The sequence below is a fragment of the Erwinia sp. V71 genome, assembly GCF_965644245.1.
In the GTDB taxonomy this organism is placed as follows: Bacteria; Pseudomonadota; Gammaproteobacteria; order Enterobacterales; family Enterobacteriaceae; genus Erwinia.
Window position 1 is genome coordinate 1 of the sequence record NZ_CBFFRK010000105.1, and the last position, 14,872, is coordinate 14,872.

Consider the following 14,872-nt stretch of genomic DNA (forward strand, 5'->3'; position numbering starts at 1 on the left):
GTTCCGGCAGCCTTCAGTGGTCTTTGCAGAGTTAAGACAGGCGGCTTAGCGTTGCACTTCGAACTTGAATCCGCCTAGTGACTCATCATCCGCGCCTACTCATACATTTAGCGCAATTAACCCTCTTCACTCTCATCATAATGAATAATTGACAGTAAGCGGATTGGGACTTGGAGTAATTTTTCAGGACCGTGCGGCACTCCGCCATCGAAAGACAGGCTATCGCCCGGAGACATGGGGTAAAGGCGGGTGCCATGGCGATAAATCAATTCGCCTTCCAACAAATAGAGAAATTCATGCCCTGGATGGCAGAAATTGGGAAACTCTTCACTGGCATCGTCCATGGTTACCAGAAAGGGTTCGTACAGTTTGTGCGGGCCTTGCGCATAACTGAGTAAATGATAAGAGTGGCCGACTTCAGTGCCAGTGCGCACCACTTCCATGCCCTCACCCGCTTTAATCAACTGGGCGCCGCGTTTGGCCACATCATAATCGCTAAACAATTTGGAAACCGGCAAACCGATGGCGTCACACAGACGACTGAGAATATCGAGACTGGTGGAAACATGGGCGTTCTCCACCTTGCTGACCATACCAACGCTGACACCCGCAATACGTGCCACATCTGAGATTTTATAACCCTGAGAAATACGCCGCTGCTTCAGCGAACGCGCAATATGCTGCTCCAGACTCAACGGGCTCTCACGCTGGCTGGTGGTGACCGATTTGCTCATCGAGGCTTAATTTTCTCCGACATTTTTCGCAGGTTTCCAAGCTCGAACGAAATACGTTGTGCAGTGGCTAATAACGCATTACGCACTACTTCCTTCTGATGAGGGTCTTCCATCAACGCATCAGGTCCTGAGACGTTGATCGCCGCCACAATCTGGTGGTGATGATCGCGCAGCGCACAGGCAATCGCGGTGGCGAAATCGGACTGGTGCTCAACCCAACCTTGTATGCTGTCCTGCTGCACGGTTTGCTTCAGTTCTGGCAAGGTGCGAGGCGCTGAAACCGAATAGCCATCCAGTCGCACATGTTGATAGAGGCTATCCAGTTCTGCATCATTTAAGCCGGTGAGCAACACCCGCCCCATGGCGCTGCAGTGACAAGGAATACGCGTACCAATAGGCACATTCACCGAAAGGCGCTGTGACGCAAATGAGCGATAAATATAGACCGCTTCCTGGCCTTCGCGAATGCTGAGATGGCATGACATGGAAACGGTATTGCGCAGCGTATTCAAATGCGGCATGGCGATATCCACCACATCCCGGCTGGCCAGGTAACTAAATCCATTGGAAATGACCTGCGGACCGAGTTGATAAGTATTTTTCGCCACCTTATCGAGATAGTTCATCTCAGTCAGAGTCGTGACAATACGGTAAATCGAAGAGGTTGATACACCAAGATGATCGGCAAAATCCTGCACCGTTAGTACCCGGTCACGACTATTGAACATTTCAATGATGGTCAGCCCGCGAAAGAGTGCGGGCACCGTGTAATCATTTTCAGTAATAGCAGCCAAAGACATACACACCTGCATATGTGGAGCCGGGCCGTGGCCCGGAGAGTGGAAATCAGCGAGCAAACTCCGCCGTGGCATCAAGCAAGACATCCCAGAAATACGCCGCCATGGAGTAATCCACCAGCAGCCAAAACTGTTCTTTATCTGGCAGTGAGGCATTGATGATTAACGCATTGGCGCGCGCGACAGAGGTTTGTGCCACTGCGCCGGGCAAAAATTTATCCGACGAGAGATCAACCGCGCACAACTTCGCCATCATTGCTGCTTGCTGAGCGCCGCTTATCGCCAGCCACGCATGGGTATCCTGGCGTGGTAGCATAAAGCACGACAGCTCATTCATTTGCCATGACTGCTCCTCGTGTTGAATTCGCGAGGGGGCGTTATCTGCGGCCAGAATTAAAAATTCAGTCTGTGATAAACGCGCGACCAGTGAGCCGTCGCTTTGCCAGCAGCACTGATTTGGCTGATCGGGCAGCACAAAGCCGCGTTGTTGCAGATACCACGCGGCGTGGCGTCCGCGAAAACCCACGCGCGCCTGATGCGAGCAGTCGTGCAGTGCGATTGCGCCGTTATCAATCGACGCCGCCTCAAGATGATCCAGCGGTCCTGCCGCCAAAACGTGCATGTTTTGCATCATTACAGCTCCTGTCGCTGGTTTTCAGCATCATAAAAGGGCAACTTCACCACTAATGCAGTGACTTCCCTGCCGCCTTCAGTGCGAATGGTAATGCTATCGCCTGGGGTTGCCCGATCTGCAGATGCATAGGACATGCCAATTATCGCGTTGAGCGTGGGTGAATATTCGCAGGACGTAACATTGCCGGTGATCCGCTCGCCTTCTAAAACTAAATGACCTTCCAGCGGGAGCGGGGATGCTGCGGGCAGTGTGAAAGCCACCAGTTTGCGCACCGGTGGGTGAGCTTCCAGAATATCGATGGCGCGACGGCCAATAAATTCCGGCTTAACACGATTAACCGCCCAGCTCATGCTGATTTCTCCTGGATGGCTCATACCATCGGTATCCTGACCGATAATCACGTGCCCCTTTTCTAGGCGCAACAAACGCTGTGCTTCGACACCAAAGGGTTTTATCCCGTCATCGCTCCCCGCTTGCATCAATGCGTCCCATAAGGCCTGACCATAGCGCGTCGGCACATGGATCTCATAGCCCAGTTCGCCAACAAAGCCCACACGCAGCAGACGTGCCGGTATACCGGCCACCTTGCCTTCACGGCAGGCTAAGTAGGGGAACGCTTCGGCACTCAAATCCAGTTCATCACACAAATTGCTCAGAACCTTACGCGACTGAGGTCCCGCCAGATTGACCGCCGCCCACGCGGAGGAAACATTGGCGATGTCCACATCCAGTCGCCAGCGCGTATTCCACTGCAACATCGATTGATACACCCGTGCCACACCGCTGGTTGTGGCGGTGACATAGAAGTGATTCTCCGCCAAACGACAAGCCACGCCATCGTCAATCACCACACCCTGTTCATTGGTCATCAACGCATAGCGCGTGCGTCCCACCGGCTGTTTGATAAAGGCAAAGGTATAAAGACGGTTGAGGAATTCTGCGGCATCCGGGCCGCGCAACTCGATGCCGCCCAAAGTCGAAACGTCAATCAGTCCGACGTTATTACGCACATTGAGCGCCTCTGCCTGCACTGCTGTTTTTTTGTCGGCGGCAGGCACCGTTTGGTACCAGCCAGGGCGCAGCCAGTTGCCTGCCGGCATCATTTGCGCCTGCAAAGCCAGATGGCGTTGATGTATGGCCGTAACACGCCACGGGTCGAAATGACGTCCCGCCAGATGCGCCAGGCTCTCTGCACTAAATGGCGGGCGCGCCGTGGTAACGCCGGTTTCACTCACGCTGCGCGCGGTTGCCTGCGCCACTAAGCGTGCGGTCGGTAGTGCTGAATGCCGCCCTTGAGAAGGTCCCATACCGACGGTGGAAAAGCGTTTTACCAGTTGCACATCGCGATAGCCGTGTTTGGTGGCATTGATGATGTCGTTGATTTGCAGGTCTTCGTCAAAATCGACAAACTCTTTGCCTTTCGGATGGGCGAAGATTGGCCAGGGATAGTTAATCCGTGGTTTTTCTCCCTGCCGCGGTGGCAAAGTACTGATGTTGTTATTAATTCCTAGCTGTTGCAGCACCATGCGCCCGGCGTGGGTGCCATCCTGAACCACCTCTTCCAGCGTATGCCAACCGTTAATCGAACCGGCGGTGAACATGCCCGCGGGCAAATGGCTCAGCGTAAAACTGGCGCTGGCATCGTCATAGCGGAGTTTGCCACCTGCCTGACACGGCAGTTGCCAGGCAGGCATATACCCCGCAGACATGCAGAGTAAATCGCATTCAATACGTTTGCCGCTCGCTGCCACTTTGCCTTGGCCGATAATGCTACGGACTTCAACCGCTGAAACCTGACCCGCACTCGCAGCCAGTGCCTCATAAACCGTAGCATTGGCAATCAGTTCAATACCCGCGCGCTGCAAAGGTTGTGTCAGGGCCGCTTGCGGCAGTTCAGTACGTAAGTCGATAATGGCCGCAACCGCCACACCCTGCTCATGCATCATCAACGCTGCCAGATACGCATCATCATTGCCGGTTAACAATACGGCACGCTGACCCGGTTTGACGCCGTAATGCTGCATCAAACGCTGGGCGGCACTGGTTAACATCACACCTGGCAAGTCGTTATTGCGGAAAACCACTGGCTGGTCGTAAGCACCCGCAGCGATAACACAGCTGGTTGCACGTACTTTGTACATGCGCTGCCCCTGAATCACGGGCAAATAGTGATCTTTGAACCAACCGTTGCAAGTTGCATTAAGCAGTACGCGAATGTTCGGGTGCGTTTCCACACGGCGGGTCATGAACTGCAAGACCTGTTCCGTCTGTTGCGCCTCGGCTGCCATCCTTGCCCAACTGAGTGCGCCACCGATAAGCGGCAGTTGCTCAACCACAATCACCTGCGCACCACTGTCTGCAGCAGTCAGCGCAGCCTGTAATCCTGCCGGCCCCCCGCCGACCACCAGCACATCACAGAACAGATACGCTTTGTCGTAATACGTTTCGTCGATCTTGAGATTCAATACTCCCAGACCCGCTTTTCGGCGGATTAGCGGCTCCCAGCGTTTCCACATTCCCTTGGGTTTGTAAAAAGCGCGATAGTAAAAACCCACCGGCATAAAGCGTGAAAACAGCTGCATTTTCGCGTCGCGGTCGTTATCCAGCGAGCCGTTGTAGTTTTGTCCGGTGACGGTGAGTCCCTGCGTTATAGGCTGTACATCGGCCAGCACGTTGGGTTCATCCGTCAGCTGTACCAGTGTATTGGCATCCTGACCAAACATGCTGAGTACACCACGCGGGCGATGGTATTTGAAGGAGCGCGACAACAGATGACGTCCGCTGGCAATCACCGCACTGGCAATCGAATCACCAGCAAATCCGCTGATTTGCTCGCCCTCAAAAGTAAATTGCAGCGGTTGCCGACGGTCAATCAGCCGTCCCATAGGGGCTGCTAAACGCTTCTGGGTCATGATGCCACCTCCATGGCTGCGCTGATGCTGGCTGGCAGCGCGCTGCTATGCGGGTTGGGGAAGACTTCGCTGGCGTCAAAGGTACGGATCACTTCATCGGTTAGGGTATTACGCTGTGCAAGAAACCAATAACTCGAGGGCGTGTGGAACCACCATTCAGTCACCACCGCTGCCCGATTATCTTCATAGAACACGTAGTCCGCCCATTCACGATCGCTACAGCTCAGCTGATCAGGCAGGGTTTTCAACTCGCCACCGTAGGCGAATTCAGTGATATTGCGCGGCCCGTTGAGGGGGCAATGCATGATTTTCATCTGTCTTTCCTTTAGTGGCTGGCCGCCGTGGCGCCCATTTCATTGACCTGCTGAAAACGCGCAAAACGTTCCAGCTGAAACGGTGCGATCAGTTCCGGCGTTTTACCGCCGCTGGCGACTAGCTCCGCCATGGTTTTGCCGCAGATCGGCGTGGCTTTAAAGCCCCACGTGCCCCATCCGGCGTCGAGGTAGTAGTTCTTCACCGGGCTTGCGCCCATGATTGGACTGTAATCAGGTGTCATGTCGGTGATCCCCGCCCATTGACGCATCAAGCGCGCTTTCGCTAGGAACGGGAACATCTCTATACCGTGGGCGATCAGACTCTCTTTCAGATCCAACGTCGATCGGGTGTTGTAGAGCGGATAAGGATCGGACCCACCGCCAAACACCACTTCACCGCGGCTGGTTTGCTGCACATAACAGTGCAACGCCGAGGAACTGACCAGCGGATTGAGAAAGGGTTTCACCGGCTGCGTTACCATGGCCTGCAGGGGATACGACACCACCGGCAAGCGGAAACCGGCTTTTTGTGCCAGCAGCGAACTGTGCCCTGCGACAGCCTGTACCGCACAACCGCAACCCACGGTTCCGCGGTTGGTTTTCACCGCCGTAATGCGCCCCTCGGCGATCACCAAATCTTCCACCTCGGTCATTTGGTGAATTTCCACACCGCGCTTTGCTGCCTCTTTGGCATAACCCCAGGCGACGGCATCGTGGCGCGCGGTGGCACCATCGATATGCCAGAGCCCAGCCAGCACGGGCAGATTGCCGGGATCGAGGTTAAGCGTTGGCACCAGCTCTCGGATCTGCTGACGATCAATCATCTCGGTGCGACCACCAAAGTGCTTATTGACCTCAGCACGCTGTCGAAAGGCTCGCACCGTGCTGTCGGTGTGGGCTAAGGTCAGCTGCCCGCGTTCGGAATACATAATGTTGAAGTCAAATTCGTTCGACAGATTCTGGAACAGCTTCACCGACTCACTGTAAAAACGTACGCCTTCAGAGGTGAGATAGTTAGAGCGAATCACTGCGGTATTTCGCGCCGTATTGCCGCCTGCCAGATAGCCTTTTTCCAGCACGGCCACATTGGTGATGCCGTGGTATTTCGCCAGATAATAAGCAATGGCTAAGCCATGACCGCCGCCGCCGATGATCACCACGTCATAGTGTTTTTTCAGTTCACGCGGTGCGGGAATATCCACTTCTGCCGGATATTCTGACGACAGCCCGTATTTCAATAACGCTAATGGCATCTTCCCTCTCCTTAACCCGCCGCTTGCTGAAGTTGCAACTCAGCCGCCAGCACGGTGTTTTGCATCAGACAAGCGATTGTCATGGGGCCGACACCGCCGGGTACAGGGGTGATCGCTTTTGCCACCAGGCTAACGCTGTCGTAATCCACATCCCCCACCAGTCGGCTGCTACCGTCTGTACGGGTAACACGGTTAATGCCGACATCAATCACCAGTGCGCCGGGTTTTACCCAGCTGGCATCAATCATCTGTGGCTGGCCTACAGCAGCAATCAGGATGTCTGCCTGACGCGCCAGCTGCGCGGCATCCCGGCTGCGCGAATGCAGCGTGGTGACCGAACAGTGCGCATGTAGCAGCAAACTGGCCATCGGTTTGCCCACGATGTTGGAGCGACCAATCACCACCGCGTGTTTACCGCTCAGATCACCGCCGTACTCCTGCAACAGCAGCAGGCAACCCAGCGGCGTACAAGGCGTGATTACCCGTTGGCCTTGAACCAAGCCGCCGGCATTTTGCGGATGAAAACCATCCACATCCTTCACAGGTGAAATGGCCCGTACAATTGCGCTTTCATTAATCTGTTGAGGTAATGGCAACTGCACTAATATTCCGTGCACCGCGGGATCATTATTTAATTCGTCAATGGTGGCGAGCAAACACGCCTCAGTTAATTGCGCATCAAAGCGAAATTCAATAGATTTGATGCCGACCTGTTCGGCGGTACGTAATTTGTTGCGCACATAAACCTGGCTGGCGGCATCATCCCCCACCAGCACTACGGCTAAACAGGGCGTTATTCCCTGCTGTTTTAACTGGCTTACTTCTTGGGTGGTATTTCCCAGTAGTTTGGCAGCACTTTTTTTACCATCGATATTGATCGCTATCGGTTGCGAGGTCAGCGTGGTTGTCATCAGAAAATCACCGTTTTATTTTCGTCGAGGAAGACGCGATGTTCGGTGTGGTATTTCACCGCACGCGCCAGTGCAATGGTTTCGGTATTTCGGCCCACCACAATCAGATCGTTAGGGCGATGTGTGTGATTTACGCGTTGCACTTCTTGATCGATAATCGGGCCTTCGTCCAGATCGGAAGTGACATAATGCGCCGTGGCACCAATTAATTTCACACCACGCTCATACGCCTGATGATAAGGCATCGCACCTTTAAAACCGGGCAAGAACGAGTGATGAATATTGATAGCACGACCGGCCAGCTGTTTGCACAGGTTATCCGAGAGAATCTGCATATAACGCGCTAACACCACCATTTCCGTTTGCGTTTCCTCCACGATTTTTAACAGTTCAGCTTCTTGCTGTATCTTGTTTTCTTTGTTGACCGGCAAGTAAACAAAGCGAATACCTTCACGCTCCGCCATAGGTCGTAGATCCAAATGATTGGAGACAATGGCGGTGATGTTAATATTAAGTTCACCTTTATTTCGTCGATAAAGCAGATCCGCCAGGCAATGGTCAAACTTACTCACCATCAGCAAAACACGCATCGGCTCTGAGGTATCGAAAATATCCCATTGCATGTTTAAACGCTCGGCAATGGCGGCGAAATCTTTTTTTAGCGTGACAATATCCGCGCTGAGGTTTTCATTAAAACGAAAACGCGCACGCAGAAAGAAATGCCCTAAGTGCTCATCGTCATATTGCGACAACTCACTGATGTAACATTGACTCTGACTTAGAAACCCCGTTACGGCGGCGATAATTCCAGAGGTTGCAGGACAAGTTGCAGTAATAATGAAATCACGAACAGATGCAGACATAGCCACTCCACACAGGTGAATGAATTAATTTATAAGTGAATGAATATCAGCTTTGCGACAATCAAAAAGCCACATTGCGATTCTTATTTAACATATTTAATTCATCTTCCCCCGCTTGTCTAGCGACATTTTATAAACAGCCCTAAACCACCCCACATCAAATTAATTTTTTATATATAAATACATCATTTCAAATTTGAGTATTTTCACTCATTTTATTTATCCATGAAGATCTGTGTGCAAATAGGGAGTTAAAAGTCCCATTACTAAGCCCCAATTTGGGGAATCCACTCCTGCTAAATATTCATTACTGATGATTGAGGTTGGCGAAATCAGGTTTCCATACGGCTTAATTCACCCGTCCTGATTTACGGATGAGATTTAATAGTATGAAATAAAAGGTTTTTTTACTTTTCATCCAACAATTCAGCCATTCTGGCACAGCTCCTGCATTTTCCTGTCAGTGAAAAAATATTCCTCACGAGAATACAACAAGGCCCACGCACTCAAGCAGCGTGCTCCATTTCATCGCGGTTAAGAGGTAGTTATGTCACCTGAACAGGCCAGGCAGTTTTTACAAGACAACAATGTGCGCTATCTGCTCGCACAGTTCGTTGATATTCACGGCGCAGCCAAAACCAAATCGGTGCCGGCTAAGTGCTTGATGGATGTGGTTGAGAAAGGTGCGGGCTTTGCCGGTTTCGCCATTTCAGGTATGGGCATGGAGCCGCAAGGCCCCGATTTCTGTGCTCGTGGCGATCTCAGTACCTTGTCACTGGTGCCATGGCAACCGGGTTATGCGCGTATTGCCTGCAACGGTTACGTGAATAAACAACCGCACCCCTACGACAGCCGTGTGGTGTTAATGAAACAGGTTGAGCGCCTGGCCGAAAAAGGCTGGACACTGAATAGTGGACTCGAACCAGAGTTCTCGCTGTTCACCCGCGGTGAAAATGGCACCCTGTTACCTGCCGATAGTAGCGATACGCTGGCAAAACCCTGCTACGACTATAAAGGCTTGTCCCGCGTACGCCCGTTCCTGGAAAAACTCACCGAGTCGTTGCAGGAGGTCGGTTTTGATGTCTACCAAATCGACCATGAAGACGCCAACGGCCAGTTCGAGATTAATTACACCTACAGCGACGCATTGACCTCAGCTGACCGCTTTACTTTTGTGCGCATGGCAGCGGCGGAAATCGCCCATGACCAAGGTCTGTTGTGCTCATTTATGCCAAAACCCTTCGCTGATCGCCCCGGTAACGGCATGCATTTCCATCTGTCGATGGCCGATCGTCAGGGCAATAACATCTTCCACGATGACAGCGATCCGCAAGGCCTGGGTTTATCGAAAACGGCGTATCACTTTATGGCGGGCATGCTGCATCACGCGAAAGCCCTTTGCGCCTTCGCCGCGCCCACCGTTAACTCTTACAAACGCTTAACCAGTGGCGGTTCTGCCACGGGCGCCACCTGGGCTCCAGTGTTTATCACTTACGGTGACAACAACCGCTCAGCCATGGTGCGAATCCCTTATGGTCGCCTTGAGCTGCGACTGCCTGACACTGGTGCCAATCCTTACCTGGTGCATGCGGCCATTATCGCAGCCGGACTGGACGGCGTAGCCCGTCAACTTGAGCCAGGTAAAGCGCAGAACGGCAACCTGTATGCCCTTTCTGCACAGGATTGCCAACGCGAAGGCATTGAACTGCTGCCGCAAAACCTGAAAGAAGCCCTGGATGCCCTCGCGGCTGACGAGATCCTGCGCGAATGCATGGGCGCGGAGATCGTTGACGAGTTCATTAAGGTCAAGCGCCAGGAGTGGCACGAATATCACCGTCATGTTAGCGAGTGGGAAACCCGTCGCTACCTCGAATTCTTTTAATGTAACCCTGCAAAGCAAAGGAAATTCTATGTGTGGAATTGTCGGACTCTATTTTAAAAATGCGGCGATGGAGCAGCAGCTGGGCGACCTGTTCCGCCCGATGCTGATCTCGATGACCGAACGTGGCTGCGACAGTGCAGGCTTTGCCGTTTACGGCGACGAATATGACGCGGGCATCAAACTGACGCTGCGCAGTGATGATGCCAGCTTTAACTGGAACGGCCTGGCCGACCGCCTGGCAACCGACTTTGGCAAGGTTGATGAGTGGTTCCAGAACAACAGCGTCGCGGTATTTAAGCTGCCAACCGATGAAGCAAGCGCACTGGCGTGGCTGGCTCAGCATGCACCGGAAATCGATGTGATGAGCGCCGGGCACAGTATCGAAATTCTTAAAGGGGTTGGTCTGCCAGCTCAAGTCGCCGATCACTTTAACCTCGGCAAGATGAAAGGCAGCCATGCGATTGGCCATACCCGTCTTGCCACGGAAAGTGCCGTGACGATACAGGGCAGCCATCCGTTCTCTACCGGCATGGATCTCTGCCTGGTGCACAACGGTTCTCTCTCTAACCACAATCGCCTGCGCGAAAAACTTAAGCGCGCCGGGATTCAGTTCAAAACAGAGAACGATTCCGAAGTGGCTGCGGGCTATCTCGCGTGGCGCTTAGCGCAAGGTGATTCGTTGCAGGTGGCGCTGGAGAACGCGCTCAAAGATCTCGATGGCTTTTTCACCTTCACCATCGGCACGCGAGACGGCTTTGCGGTACTGCGTGATCCCATCGCCTGTAAACCGGCTGTGATCGCAGAAACCGATGACTACGTCGCCATGGCCTCCGAATATCGTGCGTTGGCAAATCTGCCAGGCATCAAGGACGCAAAAGTGTGGGAGCCGGAACCGGCAAAACTTTACGTGTGGGAGCGCAACAGCACCCAGACCGCAGGAGCAGTGTGAATATGAAAACTTACGACTTAAGTCACGGCGTGCGCGAACTGAATCAGGCATTGCACGATGCCAACCTGACAAAAGAGATCAAAAACTGGCAGGTGATTAATTCAGCCGGCGCACACAACATCGCCTGCGGCGTGAATGATGAAGTGGCTATCACCATTGACGGTCATGCGGGTTATTACTGCGCGGGCATGAATCAGAAAGCGGCGATTACCGTGCAAGGTAACGTTGGAGTCGGCGTAGCGGAAAACATGATGTCCGGTTCAGTACGCGTAAAAGGCGATGCCTCGCAATCTGCAGGCGCAACCGGCAACGGTGGTTTGTTAGTAATTGAAGGTAATGCGGCCGCTCGCTGCGGCATATCAATGAAAGGCATCAACATCGTAGTGAAAGGCGATATCGGTCCAATGAGCGCCTTTATGGCTCAGGCCGGATGTCTGGTGGTGTGTGGAAATGCCGGTGAAGCACTCGGCGATTCACTGTACGAGGCACACATCTATGTGAAAGGCACTGTCGCCTCATTGGGTGCAGATTGTGTGCAGAAAGAGATGCGCGCGGAACATATCGAAGAACTCGGTTTGCTGCTGCAACAAGCAGGTTTCGATGAGTCACCAACCGCCTTTAAGCGCTACGGCTCGGCCCGTCAGCTTTACAACTTCAAAGTGGATAACGCGTCAGCGTATTAAGTGGAGAACACCATGAGTGATAAATACAATCCGGCGTTACGCGAATCCGCCACTTATACCCGTTCAGTGATTGCCGAAATCCAACGTGCCGCTGAGACCGGCATCTATGATATCCGCGGCTGGGGTGCCAAACGTCAGGTGCCGCATTTCGACGATTTGCTGTTTCTCGGTGCCAGCATGTCGCGCTATCCGCTGGAAGGCTATCGCGAAAAATGCAGTACCGAAGTGGTGCTCGGTACGCGTTATGCCAAAAAGCCGCTGGTGATCAGTACGCCGGTGACGATTGCGGGCATGAGTTTTGGTGCCCTGTCGGCGCAGGCAAAAGAAGCCTTAGGTCGTGGTGCTTCAGCCGTCGGCACTTCAACCACCACCGGCGACGGCGGTATGACGCCGGAAGAGCGCGGGCAATCAAGCAAGCTGGTGTATCAATATCTGCCATCACGTTATGGCATGAACCCGGACGATCTGCGTAAAGCCGACGCCATCGAAGTGGTGCTCGGCCAAGGTGCGAAACCTGGTGGCGGCGGTATGTTGCTGGGACAGAAAATCTCTGAACGCGTAGCCAAAATGCGCTGCCTGCCGCAGGGCATCGACCAACGTAGTGCCTGCCGTCATCCCGACTGGACCGGCCCGGATGATTTGGCGATTAAGATCGCGGAACTGCGTGAGATCACTGACTGGCAGGTGCCGATTTACGTGAAAGTGGGTGCAACCCGTACTTATTATGATGTGAAACTGGCGGTACAAGCAGGTGCTGATGTCGTGGTAGTCGACGGCATGCAGGGCGGGACAGCGGCGACCCAGGATGTGTTTATCGAACATGTAGGCATTCCAACCATGGCGGCGATCCCGCTGGCGGTTCAGGCATTGCAGGAGCTGGGCGTGCACCGTGAGGTACAGCTCATCATCTCCGGCGGTATCCGTAATGGCGCGGATGTGGCCAAAGCTATCGCCTTAGGTGCCGACGCGGTGGCAATCGGTACTGCGGCACTGATTGCCTTGGGTGATAACAATCCGCGTTATGAAGAGGAGTATAAAAAGCTGGGCTCAGCTGCTGGTTTTTATGACGACTTCCAGGAAGGCAAAGATCCTGCGGGGATTACCACCCAAGATCCCGAGCTGAGCAAACGTCTCGATCCTGAACTGGCTGGCAAGAAGCTCGCCAATTACCTGCGGGTGTTAACGCTTGAAGCGCAAACTCTGGCGCGCGCCTGCGGTAAATCGCATCTGCACAATCTGGAGCCCGAAGATTTGGTAGCATTAAATGTGGAAGCGGCTGCCATGGCACGCGTCCCACTGGCCGGAACCAACTGGATTCCCGGTCAGGACCTGAAATAACTCCCCTTCACGCCTCTGCTCTGCAGAGGCGTTTTTTTGACTGCTACTGCTGAGGTGCGTAATGAAACGAACGATGCTATTCGCGTTGCCTGTTGTGCTGTGCAGCTTTCCGGCGTTTGCCGCGCCAATGTTAAACAGCGGCGACGCGGCTTTCATGTTTGTCACAGCACTGCTGGTGCTGTTGATGACCTTACCAGGATTGGCGCTGTTCTATGGTGGTATGGCGCAGAGTAAGAATGTGTTGTCCGTGTTGATGCAGGTGTTTAGCGTCACCGCACTGGTCGCGATTCTGTTTACGCTCTACGGCTATAGCTTTACCTTTACCGAAGGCAAAACGCTGAATAGCGTCATAGGCAGTGGTGAAAAAGTTTTCCTGAAGAATATCACGGTTGATTCGCTGGTCGGCACGGTACCGGAATACGTCTACATCTTCTTTATGATGACCTTTGCGGCGATCACGCCGGCCTTGATCACCGGCTCGTTTGCCGAACGGGTTAAGTTCAGCGCGGTTTTAGTGTTTATGGCGATCTGGGCCACCATCAACTATATCCCACTGGCGCATATGGCATGGGGCGGCGGTTGGATGGCAGCGTGGTCAGTACAGGATTTTGCCGGTGGCAATGTGGTACATATCAATTCGGGTATTGCCTCGCTGGTAGCCGCGCTGATGATTGGTCGTCGTCAGAATTTCGGCAGCGTTGCGCTGACGCCTCATAATATGACGATGACCATGACCGGCGGCGCGATGCTGATGCTTGGCTGGTTGGGTTTCTGTGGTGGCTGCGCGCTGGCAATTAACGGTTACGCTATGCTGGTGGTGTTGAACACGCTGTTAGGTGCATTCGGAGGCGCCGTGGCGTGGATGTTTATCGAGTGGCGGCGGCAAAAACGCCCCAGCCTGCTGGGGGTCGTCAGCGGCGCGGTGGCCGGTATGGTCGGGATTACACCAGCCTGCGGCTATGTCGGGCCGGTAGGTGCCATTTGTGTTGGCATTCTTACTACACCCTGCTGCATGACATTCGTCACCCTCATCAAGCATCGTCTGAATCTGGATGATGCCTTCGATGTCTTCGCCATTCACGGTATAGGCGGTATTGTGGGGGGTCTTCTAACACCCATTTTTGCCCTCACCACCTTAGGTGGTAGCGGGTTCGTTGCAGGACGAACGCTGGACGAACAGTTTCTGATTAACGGCGGCGTGATTGTCTTCAGCATTTTGTTTTCCACTATTACAAGTTGGATTGCCTTGAAATTAACCGAGGTGCTATGTAAGGGTCTAAGAGTAGATAACGAAGATGAATATAATGGTCTAGATCTGACCACCCATGGTGAAGTAGGGTATAAGAGAAATATTTAGCATGAGAGGTTAGAATGTATTGAGTTAAGTTGAAAGATAGTTTTATTGATATGAATCAAATCATACCAATACGTTTTAAATAAATTGATTAAAATGAGATTAAAGTGTTTAAGGAAGGTGCGATTTAATCGGTGGGGTTCAGTGGAGTCCTTAGCTGTATTAGCCTTACCTTAGGGAAGGTGCGATTTAATCGGTGGGGTTCAGTGGAGTCCTTAGCTGTATTAGCCTTACCTTAGCTGAGCTGT

13 protein-coding genes are annotated in these 14,872 nt (G+C 53.1%); 5 read left to right on the forward strand and 8 right to left on the reverse strand.

Annotated features, from left to right (window positions below; all coding sequences use genetic code 11):
- Nucleotides 1–116 precede the first annotated feature (116 nt).
- Genes ACSZO1_RS17450 through purU form a run of 8 tightly spaced genes read right to left on the reverse strand, consistent with a single transcriptional unit; the run spans nt 117 to nt 8,418 of the window.
- Nucleotides 117–734, reverse strand: coding sequence for a helix-turn-helix domain-containing protein (locus tag ACSZO1_RS17450; RefSeq protein ID WP_436378758.1), 618 nt, complete (start codon nt 732–734; stop codon nt 117–119).
- On the reverse strand, nt 731–1,534 hold the full coding sequence (locus ACSZO1_RS17455; protein WP_437614865.1) for an IclR family transcriptional regulator: 804 nt from the start codon (nt 1,532–1,534) through the stop codon (nt 731–733). The genes ACSZO1_RS17450 and ACSZO1_RS17455 overlap by 4 nt, the downstream gene beginning before the upstream one ends.
- 46 nt (nt 1,535–1,580) lie before the next feature.
- Nucleotides 1,581–2,165 carry a sarcosine oxidase subunit gamma gene (locus ACSZO1_RS17460; RefSeq protein WP_437614868.1) on the reverse strand — a complete coding sequence of 195 codons (585 nt, stop codon included), beginning with the start codon at nt 2,163–2,165 and terminating at the stop codon, nt 1,581–1,583.
- Nucleotides 2,165–5,077 (reverse strand): 2Fe-2S iron-sulfur cluster-binding protein, encoded by a 2,913-nt coding sequence (locus ACSZO1_RS17465; RefSeq protein WP_437614871.1) that lies wholly within the window; start codon nt 5,075–5,077, stop codon nt 2,165–2,167. Before ACSZO1_RS17465 ends, ACSZO1_RS17460 begins: the two co-directional genes overlap by 1 nt.
- Nucleotides 5,074–5,391: a sarcosine oxidase subunit delta gene (locus tag ACSZO1_RS17470; RefSeq protein ID WP_437614873.1), complete on the reverse strand. Its 318-nt coding sequence runs from the start codon at nt 5,389–5,391 to the stop codon at nt 5,074–5,076. Before ACSZO1_RS17470 ends, ACSZO1_RS17465 begins: the two co-directional genes overlap by 4 nt.
- An 11-nt stretch (nt 5,392–5,402) precedes the next feature.
- A complete protein-coding gene (locus tag ACSZO1_RS17475) occupies nt 5,403–6,644 on the reverse strand; it encodes an FAD-dependent oxidoreductase (RefSeq protein ID WP_437614875.1) in 1,242 nt (413 codons plus the stop codon).
- 11 nt (nt 6,645–6,655) lie between these two features.
- A complete protein-coding gene (locus tag ACSZO1_RS17480; RefSeq protein ID WP_437614877.1) occupies nt 6,656–7,555 on the reverse strand; it encodes a bifunctional 5,10-methylenetetrahydrofolate dehydrogenase/5,10-methenyltetrahydrofolate cyclohydrolase in 900 nt (299 codons plus the stop codon).
- Complete coding sequence (purU, locus tag ACSZO1_RS17485; protein WP_437614879.1) at nt 7,555–8,418, reverse strand: formyltetrahydrofolate deformylase; 864 nt, start codon at nt 8,416–8,418, stop codon at nt 7,555–7,557. The genes ACSZO1_RS17480 and purU overlap by 1 nt, the downstream gene beginning before the upstream one ends.
- A gap of 547 nt (nt 8,419–8,965) precedes the next feature.
- Here purU and glnT point away from each other — a divergent pair.
- The 5 genes from glnT (at nt 8,966) to ACSZO1_RS17510 (ending at nt 14,627) form a co-directional block, all read left to right on the forward strand.
- Nucleotides 8,966–10,300, forward strand: coding sequence for a type III glutamate--ammonia ligase (gene glnT, locus ACSZO1_RS17490; RefSeq protein ID WP_436378765.1), 1,335 nt, complete (start codon nt 8,966–8,968; stop codon nt 10,298–10,300).
- Between the two features lie 28 nt (nt 10,301–10,328).
- Complete coding sequence (locus tag ACSZO1_RS17495) at nt 10,329–11,249, forward strand: class II glutamine amidotransferase (RefSeq protein ID WP_437614881.1); 921 nt, start codon at nt 10,329–10,331, stop codon at nt 11,247–11,249.
- Between the two features lie 2 nt (nt 11,250–11,251).
- Nucleotides 11,252–11,932, forward strand: coding sequence for a protein glxC (locus ACSZO1_RS17500; RefSeq protein WP_437614883.1), 681 nt, complete (start codon nt 11,252–11,254; stop codon nt 11,930–11,932).
- 12 nt (nt 11,933–11,944) lie between these two features.
- Nucleotides 11,945–13,270 carry an FMN-binding glutamate synthase family protein gene (locus tag ACSZO1_RS17505; RefSeq protein ID WP_084931594.1) on the forward strand — a complete coding sequence of 442 codons (1,326 nt, stop codon included), beginning with the start codon at nt 11,945–11,947 and terminating at the stop codon, nt 13,268–13,270.
- A gap of 61 nt (nt 13,271–13,331) precedes the next feature.
- On the forward strand, nt 13,332–14,627 hold the full coding sequence (locus ACSZO1_RS17510) for an ammonium transporter (protein WP_437614886.1): 1,296 nt from the start codon (nt 13,332–13,334) through the stop codon (nt 14,625–14,627).
- The last annotated feature ends 245 nt before the right edge of the window (nt 14,628–14,872 follow it).